Raw genomic sequence first — 18761 nt, 5'->3', positions numbered from 1 at the left:
CTACACCCAACCAAAAAAATCACCCAAACAAAAAATCTCACACCATCTATGGCAAATCTCCTACAAACATCCGAGCTAATGTCTCTAACGCCGACACTAGCAAACCTACTATAGTTACTCACGTCGACAGGATGACGACACAGGGAAGCGGTCGAACTGGATGGTTCGCAAAGGAACTTAGGAAAGCAAGGACGAAGGTCTGCTGGAATGCAGAGTTTATGGATCAAATAGGGAAAGGAACTGCCAGGACGGCAGGATAGGATGTCGGCTGATTAAGCCGAGCTAGGATGCGACCAGCAGAGGATGCTGAGAAAAAACTGCCGGGTAGGATGCCCGGCTTTTTTATGCCTGTCTATCTAGTGCGTCTGTTCTTTGCGCTGCCAATACTCGACACACCCCCTTGCGAGAATTGGTTCAAATTTCACCAATTGACCAAAATCAAACTGTGAAGGCTCACTCAGTTCTGCACCTCCGCGCTCGCAGTGTTTTGCTTGATGTATATCATCAGGTATTGATTAGTACTCCAATTGGATTGGAAAGAGGTGAACATATAATGAAAAAAATCGCATTAGCAGTATCGATGCTAACACCAGCTTCGCTAGTGTTTGCACACGGTACGATGATTGATCCCCCTTCTCGCGTATATACTTGTGCGCAAGGTAATATTGAGAACCCTCAGGACCCTGCGTGCGCCGCTGCTACTCAGGAGTCTGGTACCCTACAGTTTTATGATCCGTATGCGATTGCGCAAGCGAATGCTAATAGCAACCATCGCGCGGTCGTTCCGAATGGCAGTTTGTGTTCAGCGGATGCAAATTGGTACAAGGGCATGGATTTGGTACGTGATGATTGGACTGCTACTCCTATCCAAGCTGATGCCAACGGTAACTATACTTTCCGCTTCTGGGGCACGGCTCCACACCGCACGAAAGACTGGATTTTTTACGTAACCAAACCTGGCTACAACAATGAAGCGCTAACTTGGGACAACATTGAAGAATTTGACCGCATTGAAGGCGATGTTGAGTTAATCAAGCAAGAGGGTTTAAAAGGCGGTTATTATGATATGACCGTAAAACTACCTCAGCGTACTGGTAAACATGTAATCTACAATGTTTGGCAGCGTTCAGACTCTGGTGAAGCTTTCTACACCTGTATGGATGTCGTTTTCCCTGGTGACGCTGTTGATTCACCATGGAAGCAACTTGATCGTCTACAGGCTTTCCAGAGCTTGGAAGCAGGTGCGACAGTTACCTTCCGCTTGTTTGATGAGACTGGTGCTGACTTAGATCGAGTAAGCATTGAACTAGCCTCAGAGAAGACTGCGGCTGAGTGGGCATACGACCTTGCTTTAGCAGTAAATGGCCAAGTAGCCGATGCGCGTATTGGACAAGTTCAAGCGAATGGTAATGTTGCTCCTCAGAATAGTGCAACGGCGAACTACGTTTACGCAGCCAACGCAAACTACGGTTATGTTGTAGAGATTGATGCACCAATCATTCCGGTGACATCAACTCCTACCGCTACACCAACGATTGTACCAACTGCAACACCAACTTCTGCTCCTGGTGTATGTACTGAGCCTACATTTGTTGCAGGTGAGACAAACGCCGTAAATGGTGAAGTTTACCAATACAATGGTCAGCTGTTTAAAGCTAAAAATAACCCAGGTGTTTGGGAAGCGCCAAAAGCTGGATATTTCTGGGAGCTAGTTGGAAACTGTGGTTCTGAGCCAACTGCAACGCCGACTGTAACGCCAACGGCTGCACCGACTGCAACGCCAACGGCTACACCAACTGCAACGCCAACTGCTGCACCAACAGCAACGCCAACGGCTGCACCGACTGCAACACCAACGGCCGCACCAACTGCAACACCAACTGCTGCACCGACTGCAACGCCAACGGCCGCACCAACTGCAACACCAACTGCTGCACCGAGCACTGAGCCATCTACCACAGTAATTCCAATTCCGGATCAAATTACTATTGGTAACTTCGGTGGCTTTGGCTTGTTGCTATTACCGTTGCTAGCGATCTTCCGTCGCCGCAAATAATCATTGTTGATTATGCCAAGAGCCCAGCAGATGCTGGGCTTTTTTGTGCCTAGGGCAAACTGAATAAATATGTGCCAAAAAATGTCATAACTACCCAAAAGTATTGTTAAATTGTTTTCTTTTGCAGGGTTGAAGGGTGTTCAGCAAAATCATTCATTAGCTGAGATAAATACATCTAGGTATGGATAATCTGACGCTGTTCTAAATTGGTCTGGTTATTCAAACTATGAAAAAGACACTGCTAACACTTTCTGCCACGCTGGCTTCGGCTATGGCTTTTGGCCATGGTTCAATGATTGAGCCACCATCACGTCAGTTGATGTGTTCGAATGGCAATATCGAAAATCCACAAGACCCTGCATGTGCTGCTGCGAAGGCTGTGCACGGTACCCTTGCGGGTTATGACCCATACGCTGTTGCTCAAGGTAGCGCTAATGGTAATCACCGTGCTGTGGTACCTGATGGCAAGCTTTGCTCGGGTAATGCTGCTTGGTATCCAGGTTATGATTTGGTTCGTGATGACTGGCAGGCAACGCCAATTCAAGCTGATGCTAATGGTCAGTATACGTTCCGCTTTTTAGCCACAGCACCACATAAAACTCGCGATTGGATTTTTTATGTCACCAAGCCTGGTTACAACAATGAAGCGCTGACTTGGGATAACATTGAAGAGTTTGCTCGTATTGGTGAAGTACCACTACAACGCAATGATTCTGTTCGTGGTGCTTTTTATGAAATGACGATTGATCTGCCACAGCGCTCGGGCAAACATGTCATCTTTAATGTTTGGCAACGTTCTGATTCGGGTGAAGCTTTTTATACCTGTATGGACGTTGAGTTCCCTGGTGGCAGCACCGCAACGCCATGGCAACGCCTAGAAAACCTGCAAGCTAAACAAGACTTGCCTGCTGGTTCAACAGTCAGCTTCCGCCTGTTTGATGCACAAGGTCAGGACGTTGATAAGGTGTCTGTAACACTATCTTCTGCAGCGACGTCTGAGCAATGGCCATACGATCTGGCACTTGCGGTGAATAGCCAGCTAACTTCTGCTCGCATTGGTCAGCTAAACGGTTCGCTGGTAACACCAATTCGCTCAGCATCGGGTAACAGCGTCTACGTTAACAAAGCTGGCTATGGTTATGTGATTGAAATTGCCGCGCCGGTTATTCCAACTGCGACGCCTGTTGTTACTGCTCAGCCAACTAGTCAACCAACGGCTATCATTACGCCGCAACCTACATCAGTTACTAGCTGCGCGCCAGCTTATCAGAATGGTGTGGCTTACAAGTTTGGTGACCAAGTTACCAACAACGGTAAGGTGTATCAGTGTAAACAGTTTGGTTGGTGTGGTCAGCCTGCTTACGCACCAGGCAATAGCTTGTACTGGAAGGATGCTTGGACTGAAGTAGGTCAATGCTCGAATACTCAACCTACTCAAGTCCCAACAGCAGTGCCAACTCAGGCTCCAACAAGTCAGCCGACAGTGACGACAATTGTAACAACGCAACCAACAAGTGTTGTCACAAGCGCGCCAACTCAGCAGCCAACAGCGTTACCAACTGCTCAACCTACGGCGAAGGTAACCGATGTGCCATTAGTAAGTGATGCGCCTGTGGCTACTACGATTACCATTCCTAATCAGGTAACAATCGGTAGTTTTGGAAGCTTCGCGGTATTGTTATTGCCATTGTTGGCACTAGCACGCCGCCGATAACATAGTGCCAAGCTAGCGTGATTTAAGCCCAGCGTTTGCTGGGCTTTTTTATTGGTTTCAATAGTTAGGCTACTAGCGAGTAGAAGCCGCATCATTGAGCTCGCCTCGGTAGTACCACTTTAATAAAAATGGCGTAATAGTGAAGTTAGACAGCATGGCCAATAAGAAGGCGGTGCCGCTTAAAAAGCCTAGGTTAAATACACTCTTCATTTCACTAAACAAGAACACATAAAAACCACAAGTCAGCACAATAGATGTGGTTAGCAGGGCCTTGCCAGCACCTTGGAAGGCGTGCTCCAGCGATGTCTGTACTGAGTGACCATCTCTATGTGCTTGGCGGAAATGATGGGTAAAGTGAACGGTATTGTCGACGGTTATACCAATTGCAATGGTGGCGACTAGCATGGTGAACATGTCTAGTGAAATACCTAGTGGCACCATCAGGCCCATCACTACAATAATTGGGGCTAGGTTGGGTACCATAGCCAGTAATCCAAGGCGGAAAGATACCAGCAATAACATCAGCATGATGGTAATCGCAATCGCCGCAACGCCATAACTTTCGGCTGTGGTGAATGCCAATGCTGCCATGGTATCGGCCATAATTGCCAACATGCCTGAAGCCGAGGTATCGGCACTATCAACAAAGTAGTCAGCGGTTTCGGCCCGAAGCTCATTGAACAGCACCTCGTATTCAATAATGTCCTTCCAAGGTAAAACGAGCGTCGCTTTAGCTGTTTGATAAGTGCTATCAACAAAGGTGCCGAGCTCGCCAGCGGCATTGGTTTCAAACAAGAAAAGCTCTTGGTTAACCAGTTGCTCGCTGGTCGGTAAATCAAACGGGTCAGTTTGCTCTGGGTTTAGCACCTTGTGGGTTTCTTGAATCACATCAACAATCGAGCTAACCGTGCTGATGTCATCGTGCTGAGCCACCATATCTAGCTGCCATTGTGCTAAAGTTTGCAAAAACTCAGGTGCCTTCACCCCGTCAGGTCTGCCAGTATCAAACAAAACTTCTAGGTTAATGCTACCGCCGAGATTTTCATCGATTACCTGAGTGGCTACTTTTACGGGCATGTTGTCGGGCATCCAAGCCATTGGGTCGTACGAGAACCTAAGTTGGACAATTTGGCTAAATGCAATGAGTACTGCAACCAGCCATACAAGCGCCAACTTGCCACTGTGTTGCCAAGCTACCTGGCTAATACGTTGCATCAGTGGGCTATGTTCGTCGTCTAGCTGGCGAGGTTTGGTTTTGACTAGTGCTGCCAATATTGGAATAAGCGTAATAGTGAACACAAAAGCCGCCATCACGCCAAACGCACCGAATATACCTAGGTTGCGCAGTGGCACCATGTCGCCAATGGCTAGCGACAATAAGCCAGCTGCCGTGGTTAAAGAGGTTAAAAACATCGGCACGGCTGTTTGCTCAACGGCATGGCGCATCGCCGCTACCTTGTTTTCACCAATATTGAGCTTTCGGTAGTAGTGGGTGAGCAGGTGTACGGCATCACCGATGGCAATGGCTAACAAAAAGCTAGGTAACATAATCAATGGCAACTGCACGGGTTGCCCGGCCGCGGCCAATGTTGACATGGTGAGTACTAACGCTGTGACAACGGCTGCCAATGGGGCGATGACGGCAAAGCCACGCCTAAAGGCAATCAGTAGTGCCACGGCAATGAGTAAAATAGTTAAGCGAATAAAGGTTAGCATCTCAGATTGCATGGCTGCTTCGAGCTGAGTGGTGAGCGCTGGCATACCAGCCTGATGCGGGCTGTACTTTGGATAAGCGTCAATGATTGCTTGTACATCAGCCACCACGGCTTTGCTTTCTTCTGCTGTAAGCGGAATACGATCTGTTTTTTCAGTGCTAGCATCAAATGAAAAATCAGTATCGAAGCTGAACGCTTCGGCGACAGCAATCGGCTGATAGGTATGCGGTTTAACAATAATTGTAGTGGCGCTGAGGTCATCATTGATCAGCATTTCCCGTGCTTGTTTACTGGCTTGAATGCGTTCTGCTAAGGCTTGCCACTGCTGTTCAGAGGTTGGAATTTCGCTGATTAAATCTTCGACCAATAGGCCGTCTTCGGTCGCCACCTGATAGGGTAGGGTAAACAGCGAAATTACATCTTCAACATTATTGGTCTCTTCTAGTGCCGTGCTAATGGCTTGTAAATCGGTTAAAAATTCGGCCGATAGCACATCACCAGAAAGCGCGATTACGGCAACGTCGTTACGGCCAAAAGTTTCTTTGACCTGGTTGTAGGCAATGCGGGCCGGCGCCTCGGCATCAATAAAGTTTTCAATGTCGGTGTCTAGGGTGATAAATCTTAGATTACTTGCCATAGCGAGTAGCAAGACCAACAAGATGAGTAGTGATCGTTTGGGTGCTTGCATCATGACTTGGGTGCAGTGGCCTAACCAGGCCGACATACGTTGTTGCCAGTTCATTTGGTTTGCTCCGGTAAATGGAAATTGGCGGCCAAGTTACCGGCGATTAGGCTGGCAAGCTGGTCATAAAATTTATCATCAAAGGCTTCGCCATCGACTTCTTGATAGAGCTGCTCGGCGAGTTTGGGGAAAATAATTTGGCTTTGCAGAGATACTCTTAGAACTCGGGCTGGAATCTTGCAATCCGGGTTATGCGCAATCACCTGTTCGGCCATTTTGTCGATCAGGCCAAAGGCGTTGCCAATGAGGTTTTCTAGCAGCCATTGGCGCATTTCACTGCGCTCATAGATAAGCGTGCGAACCATTAGGCGAATCAGCTCGGGTGGAATCTGCTGGTAGAAAAACTTAAACATGTTATGCAAACCATCTTGGTCTGGCTGCGGGGCATGTTCTTTTAAACTCTCCAAAACCTTGCCAACGTAACTTTTGATTACTTCCCGAAACAAGCCGCTTTTGCTACCAAAGTAGTAGGCGATCATCGCTGAGTTGACCTTGGCTCGGTCGGCGATTTGACGGGTCGAGATATGGCCGTAGGAGTTTTGCAGAAATAGGTATCTAGCTGAGTCTAACAACTGCTCACGCACATTCATGATAACGCTCTTAATCAAGTGATTAACTTCATCATAGTGGGCGCTGTGGGGTAGGGCTAGGTCGTTTATTAATCGAATTTAATCAAATGATTAATTAGTGAGGAAAGGCGGGAATCCTAGGTTTTTTAGAAGTCGTCATTCCCGCAGTCGTTGGCTGGCCGACACTCGGGGGAATCTAGTTGAGGAGGTCTGCCCTGGTATTTAGTTGTTTAACTAGACTCCCGATAACCGCACTCGGGAGTGACGGATGAAAAAAGCCCGGCTAATGAGCCGGGCTTTCATCTAGGAGAGAGTCAGTACTTAATTAAGCTTCAGCTTTTTTAGCCGCTGCTTTTTTAGCAGGCTTAGCTGGCTTTGGCTCGTCGCTGTACGCTTCGCCGTAGTAGCTGTCTAGCAAGATCTGACGTAGTTCTTTGATCAGTGGGTAACGTGGGTTCGCACCTGTACACTGGTCGTCGAACGCATCTTCAGCAAGTTCGTCTACTTTCGCTAGGAAGTCTGCTTCTGGTACGCCCGCTTCGCGAATGCTCATTGGGATGTCCAGTTCAGCCTTCAAGCCGTCGATCCACTTGATCAAGTTCTCAACTTTCTCGTCGTTGTCCTTACCACCTAGGCCTAGGTGATCAGCGATTGCTGCGTAGCGGCACTTCGCTTTTGGACGGTCGTACTGAGAGAACGCCGCGATCTTAGTTGGGTTGTCAGTCGCGTTGAAGCGGATCGTGTTACAGATCAACAATGCGTTTGCCAAACCGTGTGGTACGTGGAACTCAGCACCTAGCTTGTGCGCCATAGAGTGGCAAATACCCAAGAACGCGTTGGCAAATGCCACACCAGCGATCGTTGCTGCATTGTGAACTTTCTCACGTGCTACTGGGTTCTTCGCACCTTCTTTGTAGCTTGCTGGCAAGTAGTCTTGTAGCAGCTTCAATGCTTGTAGTGCTTGGCCATCGCTGTACTCGTTCGCAAGGATAGAAACATAAGCTTCTGTTGCGTGTGTTACCGCGTCGATACCACCGAAAGCAGTTAGGCTCTTCGGCATGTTCATTACTAGGTTCGCATCTACGATTGCCATGTTAGGCGTTAGTTCGTAGTCAGCGATTGGGTATTTCGCGCCAGTTTCGTCGTCGGTTACAACAGCGAATGGTGTTACTTCAGAACCCGTACCAGAAGTAGTCGTAATCGCGACCATTTCTGCTTTCACGCCCAATTTAGGGAACTTGTAGATACGCTTACGGATGTCCATGAAACGCATTGCCAAGTCTTCGAAGTGGACGTCTGGGTGCTCGTATAGTACCCACATGATCTTCGCTGCATCCATCGGAGAACCGCCACCTAGGGCTACGATTACGTCTGGCTGGAAGCTGTTCGCTAGCTCAACACCTTTGTTTACCACAGTTAGTGTTGGATCTGCTTCTACGTCGTAGAATACTTCCGTATCAACGCCGTGGCCTTTTAGGATGTCGATGACTTCATCAACATAGCCGTTGTTAAACAAGAAGCGGTCAGTCACGATTAGTGCACGTTTCTTGTCACTTAGCTCTTCCAATGCGATTGGCAAACAGCCGCGACGGAAGTAGATAGATTTCGGTAGTTTGTGCCACAGCATGTTTTCAGCTCGCTTCGCTACAGTCTTCTTGTTGATCAAGTGCTTAGGACCAACGTTCTCAGAGATAGAGTTACCACCCCAAGAGCCACAACCCAGTGTTAGAGACGGTGCCAACTTAAAGTTGTATAGGTCACCGATACCACCGTGAGATGCTGGCGTATTGATGATGATACGTGCGGTCTTCATCTTGTCACCGAAGTAACGTACACGGTCATCGTTTGCATCTTGGTCTGTGTACAGAGTAGAGGTGTGGCCGATACCGCCCATCGCTACTAGTTTCTCTGCTTTTTCTACTGCATCTTCGAAGTTCTTCGCACGGAACATCGCCAATGTTGGAGATAGTTTTTCGTGAGCGAATGGCTCTTCGTGGCCAACGATTTCTGCTTCACCGATAAGGATACGCGTGTCGGCTGGTACTTTAACGCCTGCCATTTCAGCAATCTTAATTGCTGGCTGACCAACGATGTCTGCGTTTAGTGCACCGTTCTTCAGAAGCACTTTACGTACTTTGTCTGCTTCTTGTTGGTTAAGAACATAACCACCGTGAGTCATGAAGCGTTCTTTGATTGCGTCGTAAACTTCGTCTACGACTACGATGCTCTGCTCAGAGGCACAAACAACACCGTTGTCGAACGTTTTAGACATGATGATAGAAGATACAGCACGCTTGATGTCAGCTGTTTCATCGATCACTACCGGCGTGTTACCTGCGCCTACACCAATGGCTGGCTTACCAGAGCTGTATGCTGCTTTCACCATACCTGGGCCACCAGTCGCCAAGATTAGGTTCAAGTCTTCGTGGTGCATAAGCTGGTTAGATAGTGCAACGCTTGGCTCATCAATCCAGCCGATGATGTCTTTTGGTGCACCAGCGTTAACCGCTGCTTCTAGTACTAGGCGAGCCGCTTCACATGTCGCGCGCTTAGCACGTGGGTGAGGGCTGAAGATGATACCGTTACGAGTTTTCAAGCTGATCAAAGACTTGAAGATCGCGGTAGATGTTGGGTTAGTCGTTGGTACGATACCGCAGATGATGCCTGTTGGCTCTGCAATGGTCATTGTGCCGTACTCAGCGTCTTCTTCTAGAATGCCACAAGTTTTTTCGTCTTTGTACTTGTTGTAGATGTACTCAGATGCGAAGTGGTTTTTGGTAACCTTGTCTTCAACAATACCCATGCCACTTTCTTCGGCAGCCATTTTGGCTAGTGGGATACGAGCATTGTTAGCAGCCAATGCCGCTTCGCGGAAGATTTTGTCTACTTGTTCTTGGGTGAAGGTCGCAAATTCTTTTTGCGCTTTTTTAACACGTTCAACAAGGGCGTTGAGCGTTGCTTCGTCTTTAACTGTCATAGTGACACCCCTAACGATTTTGAAGTTTGAAAATTGATTAGGTAAGCCAGCGAGCTTTGAACTGACTGAAGTAATCAATCTCGATGGCTAAGAGTGTAGGAAACTTACAAGATGGGATGTTGACGTGTGTCAGTTAAGTGGTCGACAGACCACTTTTTTAACAATTAAGAATTGCTCGCAAAAAATTGCATAGTGGTTCTTTCATATAGAACCGGAAACGGCGGTAGCTCGTCAAACTCAAGTAGGCTGGCGCCATCGAACTGACCGTGGCCCAAATCAGCGTATGCGGTCAGTACTGATATGGCTTGCCGGTAACCGTGACAGCACACCCAGGCATAACCGGCATTTTGCAGGCGATCGCGCCATAATTTTTGCGAATCACTGAGCTGGCCTTTGCCATCACCCCGCTTGAGCTCTATGCGCAAGCCATGAAAGCGCCCTCTGGGTAGGTCGAGTGCGATGTCTGGATAACCCGATTTTTGGCCAGTGGCTTTCATTTGCCCAGCAGCAGCGCCACCACGCAGGCCACCATTAGGAATGGCGTATACCAATTCATATAAATCAGCGCGATAAACCTCGAGCCAATATAACAAAATGATCTGATCCCAGTACTCCATGTTGTTGGAATACAAGTCATTTCGCTTTTTTAGTTGGCGCAAAGCCGTCTTGTGCGGGCTAGTTTTGCCGCTACTTTGCTGAAAAGCCTGAACCAAGGCTTGCTTGTCGTCTGGCTTTATTTGGCCTTTGGCGATTAAACGCTCTAAAGCGCTTTTAGATAATTTCATATCCGCTATTCTAGCGTTAACAAAAGTGAAGGAGTAGCGCTTTGTCGTTACAGTTACAACAAATAGAAGACCCTAAGTTTGGTCATCTCACGCAATATAGTTGGCTTGCCGAAGCGCCCATTGGCACCGTTGTGTTTTGCCATGGAGTGCAAGAACACTTAGGCCGCTATGAACGCTTAGCCGAAGCACTCAACGCTTTGCAGGTAAGTTTGATTGGTATCGATCATCCAGGCCATGGCAAGTCGCATAAAAATGGTCTGATTGCCGATGTGCAAACACAAGACTTACACGACCTAGCACAGGTGCAACTCTCGTTACTCAAAACTGTTTCTGGCCCGGTTGTGCTAATGGGGCATAGCATGGGTGCGTTTATTGCCTGCTATGCGGCACAAATGCAAGCCGATCAACACTGCCAGCTGACTGGCTTGGCGCTACTGTCTAGTGCTGGTGATCTTAATCCAATTGCCACACTAGGCTACCCGCTGCTTAAAGCAAGTAGCTATATTTGGCAGCAAGGTGGCTTGCCCGAGGCCCTTTGCTTTTTAGGGTTTAATCGAAAAACCGAAAACCGTACCCCTAAAGATTGGCTTTGTAGTAACCCAGAAGCGGTTGCTCAAAATCTTGCCGACCCGTTTTGTAACATTCCACTACCAAGCCGCACCGCTGTGGCGCTAGCTAGAGCAGGCAAGCATGCGTTTACCCGCAAAGCCCTAGCCCATATTCCAGATAAATACCCAATATTAATGACGGCAGGCAAGGGCGACCCACTGAGTTATTTTGGCAAAACCGTTGCACGCTCCGCTCGCTATCTTGCACGAGTGCGCCATCAGCCGGTATCTGTGTGGCTGTACAACGAAGCGCGCCATGAAATACTGCACGAAGCGATTGGTGAACAATATGCCAAGCAAGTCGCGCGCTGGGCAGCAGATTGCTTAACGGGAGAGCAATCTTTAAATCTGGAAGATGATTCAACTAAGCGATTGGGCTAGCATAGCGAAATGAATTTACGCACTGTTACTATATTTCTGATGCTTGCCTTGCTGAGTGCACTAAGTAGTGCGCAAGAAGCCAGTGAATTTAAGCTAAAACAACTTACCGAGGCGGTGAGTCGTATTGAAGCGCGATTAGCCGAGCAAAACCGTGAGCTATCGGCACAAGAACGCAAGCTGATCGAGTCGGATCGTGCCATTGCGCAAAATAAAGCTCAGCAAAATACCCTAGAGCGAGAGATTGCACGATTAAACAGTGAGCAAACCCGGTTAAACCGCCAGCAAGAAACCCTGCAGCAAGCACTAGCAGAGCAGGAAGACGCCGTGGCCGAAATTTTAGTGTCGGTGTATCAGTCTTCGCGCCAACCCATGCTCAAAATGTTGCTAAGCCAAGACGGCCCAGCAACGCTCGCCCGCACGCTCGCCTATTTTGAATACATTAATGATGCCCAGCGGCAAGTGCTAGAAAACTACCAAGCTGACCTAGCTGCATTGAATGAAACAAAACAACAGATTAATGCCAACAGAACGCGCTTGCGCAACGATCAACAAGCGCTAGACCGAGCGCAAGCAAAGCTCGTACAACAACAACAAAGCCGTCGGCAAGTGATTAATGATTTACAGCAAAACGTAGCCGGCACCGAATCACAATTAAGCCAAACCCGAGCCGATCAAGCTCGCATGGCAGCCTTAGTAGAAGAAATGCGCCAAGCGCTTGCCGCGCTAGAGGCAGAGCCAGCGCCGCCGGTACCAAATGGGCAGCTGGGCTGGCCAGTGCAAGGGCGCGTAGTGCAGGCATACGGTGCGCCTTTGGGTGATAGCCGCGTGCGCTCGCAAGGTGTTGTGATCGCAGCCAATGCTGGTTTACCGGTAACGGCGGTGCATGATGGGCGTGTGGTATTTGCCAACTGGCTGAAAGGCTTTGGTATGCTGGTCATCGTCGACCATGGTGGTGGGTTATTAACCCTGTATGGTCGTAATGATGCCCTGTTGGTAGAAGATGGCCAAAGTGTTGGCGCTGGTGATGCGCTAGCCTTGGTTGGTAGCAGTGGTGGTTTTAACCAAACGGGCTTGTATTTTGAAGTTCGGCAAAATGGATCGCCAGTAAATCCGGTATCATGGTTAGCACGACGATAAAACTATGCCATGATTACCCTTTAGGGATTAATGTTTCCTACATGATGCGGGTGTTACACCTGCACATAGGCTAATTAGAGCCTAAGAAAAGTATGCAGAGGATCTTATGCGAGGAATAACCAAGTGGACGTCGGCCCTTATTGCAGGGGTTGTACTGGGGACAATGCTAAGCGTGCAAGCGTTTAGCCCGCGCGCAGCAAACGAGCTGCCTTTTGAGCAAGTGCAAGAACTTGCCAATGTGTTTGAGCAAATCAAGCGCGTTTATGTGGATGACGTGAGCGACGAGCAGCTCATCGAATACGCCATTCAGGGTATGCTTGAAGGCTTAGACCCGCACTCTGCTTACTTAACACCAAAGGATTATGAAGATCTGCAGGTCGGTACCTCGGGTCAGTTCGGTGGCTTAGGCATTGAAGTAACCGAAGAAGATGGCTTTGTAAAAGTCATTACCCCTATTGATGACACCCCTGCGTTCCGAGCGGGTATTCAAGCGGGTGATTTTATTACCGCACTAGATGGCGAATCGGTGATGGACATGTCATTGGATGAAGCGGTTGACATCATGCGCGGCGAGCCTGGCACCAGTATTATGCTTACGGTAGCGCGCGAGGGTGAATCTGCGCCACTAGAAATTGAAATTGTGCGCGACATCATACGCATTCAGTCAGTTCGCTCTGAAGTGTATGACGAGCACTACGGCTATATTCGCATTGCCGCATTCCAGGCAAGCACTGGCGATGACTTTGTTGAACACATTGAGCGTGTTCGTGAACAAGCCGGTGGCGAGTTAAAAGGCTTAATTGTTGACCTTCGCAACAACCCAGGTGGCGTTTTGGATGCGGCCGTGGAAGTATCGGACGCCATGCTGACTGAAGGCACCATCGTGTACACCGAAGGCCGAGCAGCTAATAGCAAGACCATATTTACTGCTACCAAAGCAGACCCAAGCCAGGGCGTGCCAATTGTTGTGCTCATCAACTCAGGCTCTGCTTCAGCGTCGGAAATTGTTGCTGGTGCGTTGCAAGACCAGGGTCGCGCCATTGTGATGGGCACCGAGAGCTTTGGTAAAGGCTCTGTGCAAACAATCTTGCCGGTAGGCCAGCAAACAGCAATTAAGCTAACCACCGCGCGTTACTACACGCCAAATGGCCGCTCAATTCAAGCCACTGGCATTCAGCCAGACGTGATAGTGCCGCGGGCTAAAGTTGAAGTGCAAGACAGTGCCATTGTGAAAGAAGCTGACCTTGGCGGTCACTTGATGAACCCGAATGGTGAAGAAGACCGCACAAGCGATGTGGCCAATGAGTCGGGCGAAGAAGAAAAGTCGTTGCTAGAGCGTGACTACCAGCTATTCCAAGCGCTGACGACGCTAAAAAGTATGGCCATTCTTAATCGCTAATGCAGCGACTAGGGATAAGCCTACTGCTATTTATCTCCAGCCTGGCATGGGCTGGTGATAAATACCTCGCGATTGTTATCGATGACTTAGGTAACAATCGAACACTCGGCGAGCGGGCAGTGGCATTGCCAGCTCCCATTACCTTCGCGGTATTGCCTAATCGTCCCTTTTCTAGCGCTTTAGCTGAGCGTGCTTTTCAAAACGGCCATGAGTTGATGTTGCACCAGCCTATGGCCAATCATTCTGGTTTCCCTCTGGGTGCCCACGGGCTAACACCAGACATGACTGATAGTGAGCGCTTAATTACGTTACACGAAGCGCTTGCCAGCGTGCCGCATGCACGAGGGTTTAATAACCACCTTGGCTCATTGCTTACCGAAAACAAGCAAGCAATGGATGCTCTGTTTCAGCAGCACCTGCCAGCAATGTACTTTGTTGATAGTGTTACAACTGCTAATAGCAATGCTTACAGTAGTGCCAAGCTACATGGCTGGCCAGTGACCAAACGCGATGTGTTTCTTGACCATGAAGCGACCGTAGACTTTGTTAGCCAACAAATGCTCTATGCCATGCGATTGTTAGACGAAAAAGGGCATGCCCTAGTAATTGGCCACCCTTATGAGGCAACGCTTAGCTATTTAGAGCTAGCATTGCCAATTCTTGCCGACAGTGGCATCACCTTATTGCCCGTTTCACAATACATTGAGCGCTTTGGCAGTAACGCCGAACACTTGGCTGAACAAAAAGCCGAACAAAAAGACGAGCAAAAGATTGAAGCACAGGTTGAGCATGTGGTTCGATAGCCATTTCCATGGCGACTTTGCTGAAATAGACAGCCAGCAAACATCGCCCGACATCTCAGGTTTTTTAGTGCCCGCCGCCGATCCTCAGCATTGGCAGCGCGTGATCCACTATGCCACCAAACATCAACAGCCTTATGCGCTTGGCGTGCACCCGTGGTGGGTAGACGCGCAATGGCGTGACTGGCTAACTAGCTTGCCAGTTGGCTGCAATGCCATAGGCGAAACTGGGCTGGATGCACTCAAAGGCGATTTTGCGCTGCAAATAGAGAGCTTTAAGGCTCACATTGAGCTTGCGCAAGCGCGCGACTTACCCGTGATTGCCCATTGTGTGCGGGCGGTGCCTGAACTTATTGAAGTTATTAGCCAATACCCAAACTGCCGCGGTGTGGTGCATGCCTTTAATGGCAATGTTAACCAAGCTCGCCAGCTAATTGAGATGGGCTGGTATATTGGTATTGGCGGCTTAGTTACCTACCCAAATAACAAGCGCCTGCGCGAGGTGGTAAAACAGCTTAAAGGCGAGGGCATGTTGCTTGAAACCGACGCCCCTAGCTTAAAGCCATATAATTGGCCGCTTGAGCACAACCAAGCGAAAGCACTGTTGGTTGTTGCAGATGAGGTCTGCGACATTTCAGGCGTAACCCCACAAGTGCTAAGCCAAACGCTCAACAACAACTTGGCCAACTTGTTCAACCTATGATCTATACCCTTACGTTAAACCCTGCCATCGACCTAGCGCTCACAGTGCCAACGATTGCAATGAATTCGGTTAGCCGAGCGACGAGCAGCCGCGAGGACGCCGGTGGCAAAGGTTTTAACGTATCACGCATGCTCAACAACCTAGGTTGCAACAATATTGCCCTAGGCATGATTGCTGGCGCCAATGGTCAAAAGCTCAAAGCCATGTTGGCCTGTGAAGGCATTGCTACTCGGCTTTTAGAAGTAGAGGGTGAAACGCGTATTAACGTTTCTATCGCACAGGGCAGCGAGCACATAAAGGTCAATGACACAGGCCCAAGTATTTGTCAGTTGGATCTAGCTAGGCTCACTGAACTAGTGAGCCAACGAGCGAAAGCTGGCGACTGGTGGGTACTCGCCGGCAACTTGCCTGCAGGGGTACCAACGGATTATTACGCCAGGTTAGTTAGGCGATTAAAAGCCGCAGGCTGCAAAGTAGTGGTCGACACGTCCGGTGAAGCGCTGCGCCATGCTTTGGTTACACAGCCAAATGTAGTCAAACCCAATATCGATGAAGCCAAAGCCTTGTTTGGTGATTTGCCGCTAGAGCAGCTTTGCCAGTGTTTTATCGAACAGGGCGCCGAAACGGTAGTGATATCCCTTGGCGCCGATGGTGCGGTCTTTTTCGATGGCGCTTCTCATGACGCTCCTAATGGCAATGCGGTACAGAAAGTCGCTGCACCTAAAATTACCGAGCGCAGCGCCATCGCCGCAGGCGACTCGTTTGTAGCAGGGTTAGTCTCACAGCTTGAAAGTGGGCAGCCACTTAAAAAAGCTTGCCAGTTTGCCGCTGCCTGCGGGACGGCAACGGCAGCACAGCCAGGGACCATGCTGGGTAGTATGGCTGATGTGGAATACTTGCTTGCAAAATAAAAGCTTTCGGGAAGTCGCAGATTAATAGGCTCAATCGCTAATTAACCAGATAAAGGCTTCAGAAAAAGCGCCTTGGTTGTTTTGCCAATGCTCCATTAATGCCTGGTTTGCAGCATTAGGGCGGTATAGGTAATACAAGGGCTGAGCCAAAGGGTACGCATCTAGCATGTTCGCTGAGGGTCTAATCCCCTCTATTGCAATCGCATTCTCGTTTGGCACGCTGGCCAAAACGGTTTCGCCTTGTGTGGCGATCGTCGCAGAGGTGTCGAGTAAAAGATCAACGACATAGGTTGCCAGGTCTGGGTTGTGTGCTGCCAGATTGATTGGTGTGTTCGGCAAAACAGAGTTAACGTCACGCCAGTAACTTTGGGTGAGTAGTAACCGTGTTTGATCTACTGAGAGATTATCTACCGGTGCCGTTTGATTCAGTATGCTAATACCCAAATAGCCAATCTTTTTCATCTCAACACCGGCACAGGTTTCATCAGGCTGGCCGAGGTAAAAACTACCGTCTATTGTGCTGTCTGCACAGAGCAACTTTTGCCCACTAGTGGAACCCGTAGCACTCATATTTCCTTCAATGGTGCTGAGGTTAAGCAAGCTTTGAACCGCTAGTTCATAGGCGGCAGCACTACCAACAAGTTGCACGTTATAAAGGGCACTCGGTTGGGATTCGCTCACCTGAGACGGGTGGCAAGCAAACAACGATACACAGCTTGCCAGCAGCAGGGTGAATTTCAATTTAGCGTATCTAAGCATATTGCCTCGCGTTTTTGTGTTGAGGCTACGCTGCGACTGTTACAATTTTTTTGGCGACTTTGTTACTTGGGTGAGATAGCAGTTTTTAAGCTCCCTCGAGTCATACCAGTTGCAGGAGTGATTGTGCCTAAGCCACCCTTAGAGAATTAATCAATGAATAGTGTATTGATCGAAAAGCCTGAATCGATTCGGATGAAGCTGGACACCCACCAAATTTTTTTAGCTTGCAGCGAGCGATTGGCTAGCGTGTTGTGGGTTTCGACTAGCCGACCAAACAGTGGGTGTCCACGTTATTCCTGAGTTTCGACTAGCCAACCAAGCAGTGGGTATCCACGTTATTTCCGAGTTCGTGCAGTGGTCATGGCGGCTACCTCCAAGTTATTTTAAGGTAGTTGACCGGGTGGGGCTGGTCAAATAAACAGTTTGCATCCAGCATACTTCTAGCATATTTCTGGTGGGTGTCCACGTTATTCATATAGATTTAGAGTACTGCCAGCAGCGCTCAAAAATGCTGTGTGAGTTGCACTGAGGGCAGTAAGAATCAAATGTCTCGTCAAAAAATCTCAGTAACCTACCTTGTTCAAGGTCAGCATCTTTATACGAAGCAATCTCATATAAAGGAGTTTCTATAAGAAATTCCTGTGGCGTTGGTACTGTTTCAGAAATGCTCAATTATCACTCCCTTTAAACATAACGCTCAATCTGTGGGGCGCGAGTCGCATCGCGGCGCAGCGTCCCACGCGAGCGACTTGTTAGCTGCCACTTGCACTGGGCTAAATTCATTCCGGAAAAAACTGAAAGGAGAACTTATAACGCATCAACGTCAGATTTGGAACGACTTTGGCCGCAGCGCGTGCTTTCCGGTCGAACTCAGACGCTATCAAGATGCCGCGAACATTATCGGTTCCTTCTTCTTCCATCACGCTCCCGATATAACTCAGTATTTGAGCGACTGCACGCTGCCCAGCCACGCCGGTCTTTAGTTCGATAACGACAGGGGTCGAATCGGAATCTTCGGCTGTGATATCGATGAACCCGGTTTCAACTGAACGTTCTCTACCGTTATCAGTAATACGAAGGCCTTGTTCGATCTGGCCGATGTTCTGTCGAATGGCAGCCTGCATGTCTTTTTCTAGGCCGATGGTCTGTGGTTTTGCTTCGGGCTCTGGAGCGTCGTCGAGCACCACAACTTCAGGTTCAATATTTTCTATATCATCTTCCAAGAAACGGCGATAGCGACGGACAGCGTCACGATATGATGCCAAGTTGTTATATGCATTTCCCTCAAAGGGGATTTTAGTTTCATTAGGCCTGTTGTTTCGTCGATCTTGAGTGGTATAGGTCAACTCTTGGATTAGCTGCTCCAATTTATCCTCTGCGTAGAGCGCATCGAGATCGCCGTAATGCTCCTCGACTCTTCCTGCCCTGTGCATTTGGGCGGTTATTGTTCCGCCTTGGTAATTTTGGGCTGCCAGCCACTTCCTATAGTTTTCAGTACGCATAAT

The 18761-nt window shown here is 48.8% G+C and carries 14 protein-coding genes; 8 read left to right on the top strand and 6 right to left on the bottom strand.

The window, feature by feature from the left end; translation table 11 throughout:
* The first annotated feature begins 553 nt into the window (after positions 1 to 553).
* Together DUW71_RS01635 and DUW71_RS01630 are read left to right on the top strand one after the other, a co-directional pair.
* Entirely contained in the window at positions 554 to 2056 is a 1503-nt protein-coding gene (locus tag DUW71_RS01635) for a lytic polysaccharide monooxygenase (protein WP_119393489.1), read from the top strand.
* A gap of 226 nt (positions 2057 to 2282) precedes the next feature.
* Positions 2283 to 3770, top strand: coding sequence for a lytic polysaccharide monooxygenase (locus DUW71_RS01630; protein ID WP_119393488.1), 1488 nt, complete (start codon positions 2283 to 2285; stop codon positions 3768 to 3770).
* A 72-nt stretch (positions 3771 to 3842) separates the two neighbouring features.
* Here DUW71_RS01630 and DUW71_RS01625 read toward each other — a convergent pair whose 3' ends face one another.
* The 4 genes from DUW71_RS01625 to DUW71_RS01610 form a co-directional block, all read right to left on the bottom strand.
* Positions 3843 to 6227, bottom strand: coding sequence for an efflux RND transporter permease subunit (locus DUW71_RS01625; RefSeq protein WP_119393487.1), 2385 nt, complete (start codon positions 6225 to 6227; stop codon positions 3843 to 3845).
* On the bottom strand, positions 6224 to 6817 hold the full coding sequence (locus tag DUW71_RS01620) for a TetR/AcrR family transcriptional regulator (RefSeq protein WP_119393486.1): 594 nt from the start codon (positions 6815 to 6817) through the stop codon (positions 6224 to 6226). The genes DUW71_RS01625 and DUW71_RS01620 overlap by 4 nt, the downstream gene beginning before the upstream one ends.
* A 304-nt stretch (positions 6818 to 7121) precedes the next feature.
* Entirely contained in the window at positions 7122 to 9773 is a 2652-nt protein-coding gene (gene adhE, locus DUW71_RS01615) for a bifunctional acetaldehyde-CoA/alcohol dehydrogenase (protein WP_119393485.1), read from the bottom strand.
* A 164-nt stretch (positions 9774 to 9937) separates the two neighbouring features.
* Entirely contained in the window at positions 9938 to 10558 is a 621-nt protein-coding gene (locus DUW71_RS01610) for a PDDEXK family nuclease (protein WP_119393484.1), read from the bottom strand.
* 41 nt (positions 10559 to 10599) lie between these two features.
* Here DUW71_RS01610 and DUW71_RS01605 point away from each other — a divergent pair, with 41 nt between their 5' ends.
* From DUW71_RS01605 to DUW71_RS01580, 6 genes are all read left to right on the top strand, one after another.
* Positions 10600 to 11547, top strand: a complete 948-nt coding sequence (locus DUW71_RS01605) for an alpha/beta fold hydrolase (RefSeq protein WP_119393483.1) — start codon at positions 10600 to 10602, stop codon at positions 11545 to 11547.
* Between the two features lie 9 nt (positions 11548 to 11556).
* Positions 11557 to 12684 (top strand): murein hydrolase activator EnvC family protein, encoded by a 1128-nt coding sequence (locus DUW71_RS01600; protein WP_119393482.1) that lies wholly within the window; start codon positions 11557 to 11559, stop codon positions 12682 to 12684.
* Positions 12685 to 12790: 106 nt separating this feature from the next.
* Positions 12791 to 14083, top strand: a complete 1293-nt coding sequence (locus tag DUW71_RS01595) for a S41 family peptidase (RefSeq protein WP_119393481.1) — start codon at positions 12791 to 12793, stop codon at positions 14081 to 14083.
* On the top strand, positions 14083 to 14886 hold the full coding sequence (locus DUW71_RS01590) for a divergent polysaccharide deacetylase family protein (RefSeq protein ID WP_119393480.1): 804 nt from the start codon (positions 14083 to 14085) through the stop codon (positions 14884 to 14886). The genes DUW71_RS01595 and DUW71_RS01590 overlap by 1 nt, the downstream gene beginning before the upstream one ends.
* The gene (locus tag DUW71_RS01585; RefSeq protein WP_119393479.1) at positions 14873 to 15586 is read left to right on the top strand and encodes a TatD family hydrolase; all 714 of its coding nucleotides are present in this window, start codon (positions 14873 to 14875) and stop codon (positions 15584 to 15586) included. Before DUW71_RS01590 ends, DUW71_RS01585 begins: the two co-directional genes overlap by 14 nt.
* Positions 15583 to 16497, top strand: coding sequence for a 1-phosphofructokinase family hexose kinase (locus DUW71_RS01580; protein ID WP_119393478.1), 915 nt, complete (start codon positions 15583 to 15585; stop codon positions 16495 to 16497). Before DUW71_RS01585 ends, DUW71_RS01580 begins: the two co-directional genes overlap by 4 nt.
* Before the next feature lie 30 nt (positions 16498 to 16527).
* Here the strand turns inward: DUW71_RS01580 and DUW71_RS01575 are convergent, their stop codons facing one another.
* Entirely contained in the window at positions 16528 to 17256 is a 729-nt protein-coding gene (locus DUW71_RS01575) for a type 2 periplasmic-binding domain-containing protein (RefSeq protein ID WP_119393477.1), read from the bottom strand.
* A 779-nt stretch (positions 17257 to 18035) separates the two neighbouring features.
* Positions 18036 to 18758, bottom strand: coding sequence for an endonuclease NucS domain-containing protein (locus DUW71_RS01570; protein WP_119393476.1), 723 nt, complete (start codon positions 18756 to 18758; stop codon positions 18036 to 18038).
* Between the last annotated feature and the right edge of the window lie 3 nt (positions 18759 to 18761).

Origin of the sequence: Salinibius halmophilus, from assembly GCF_003577475.1 — a bacterium.
GTDB classification, from domain to species: Bacteria; Pseudomonadota; Gammaproteobacteria; order Pseudomonadales; family Natronospirillaceae; genus Salinibius; species Salinibius halmophilus.
This window is presented reverse-complemented; position numbering and strand designations above follow the sequence as displayed.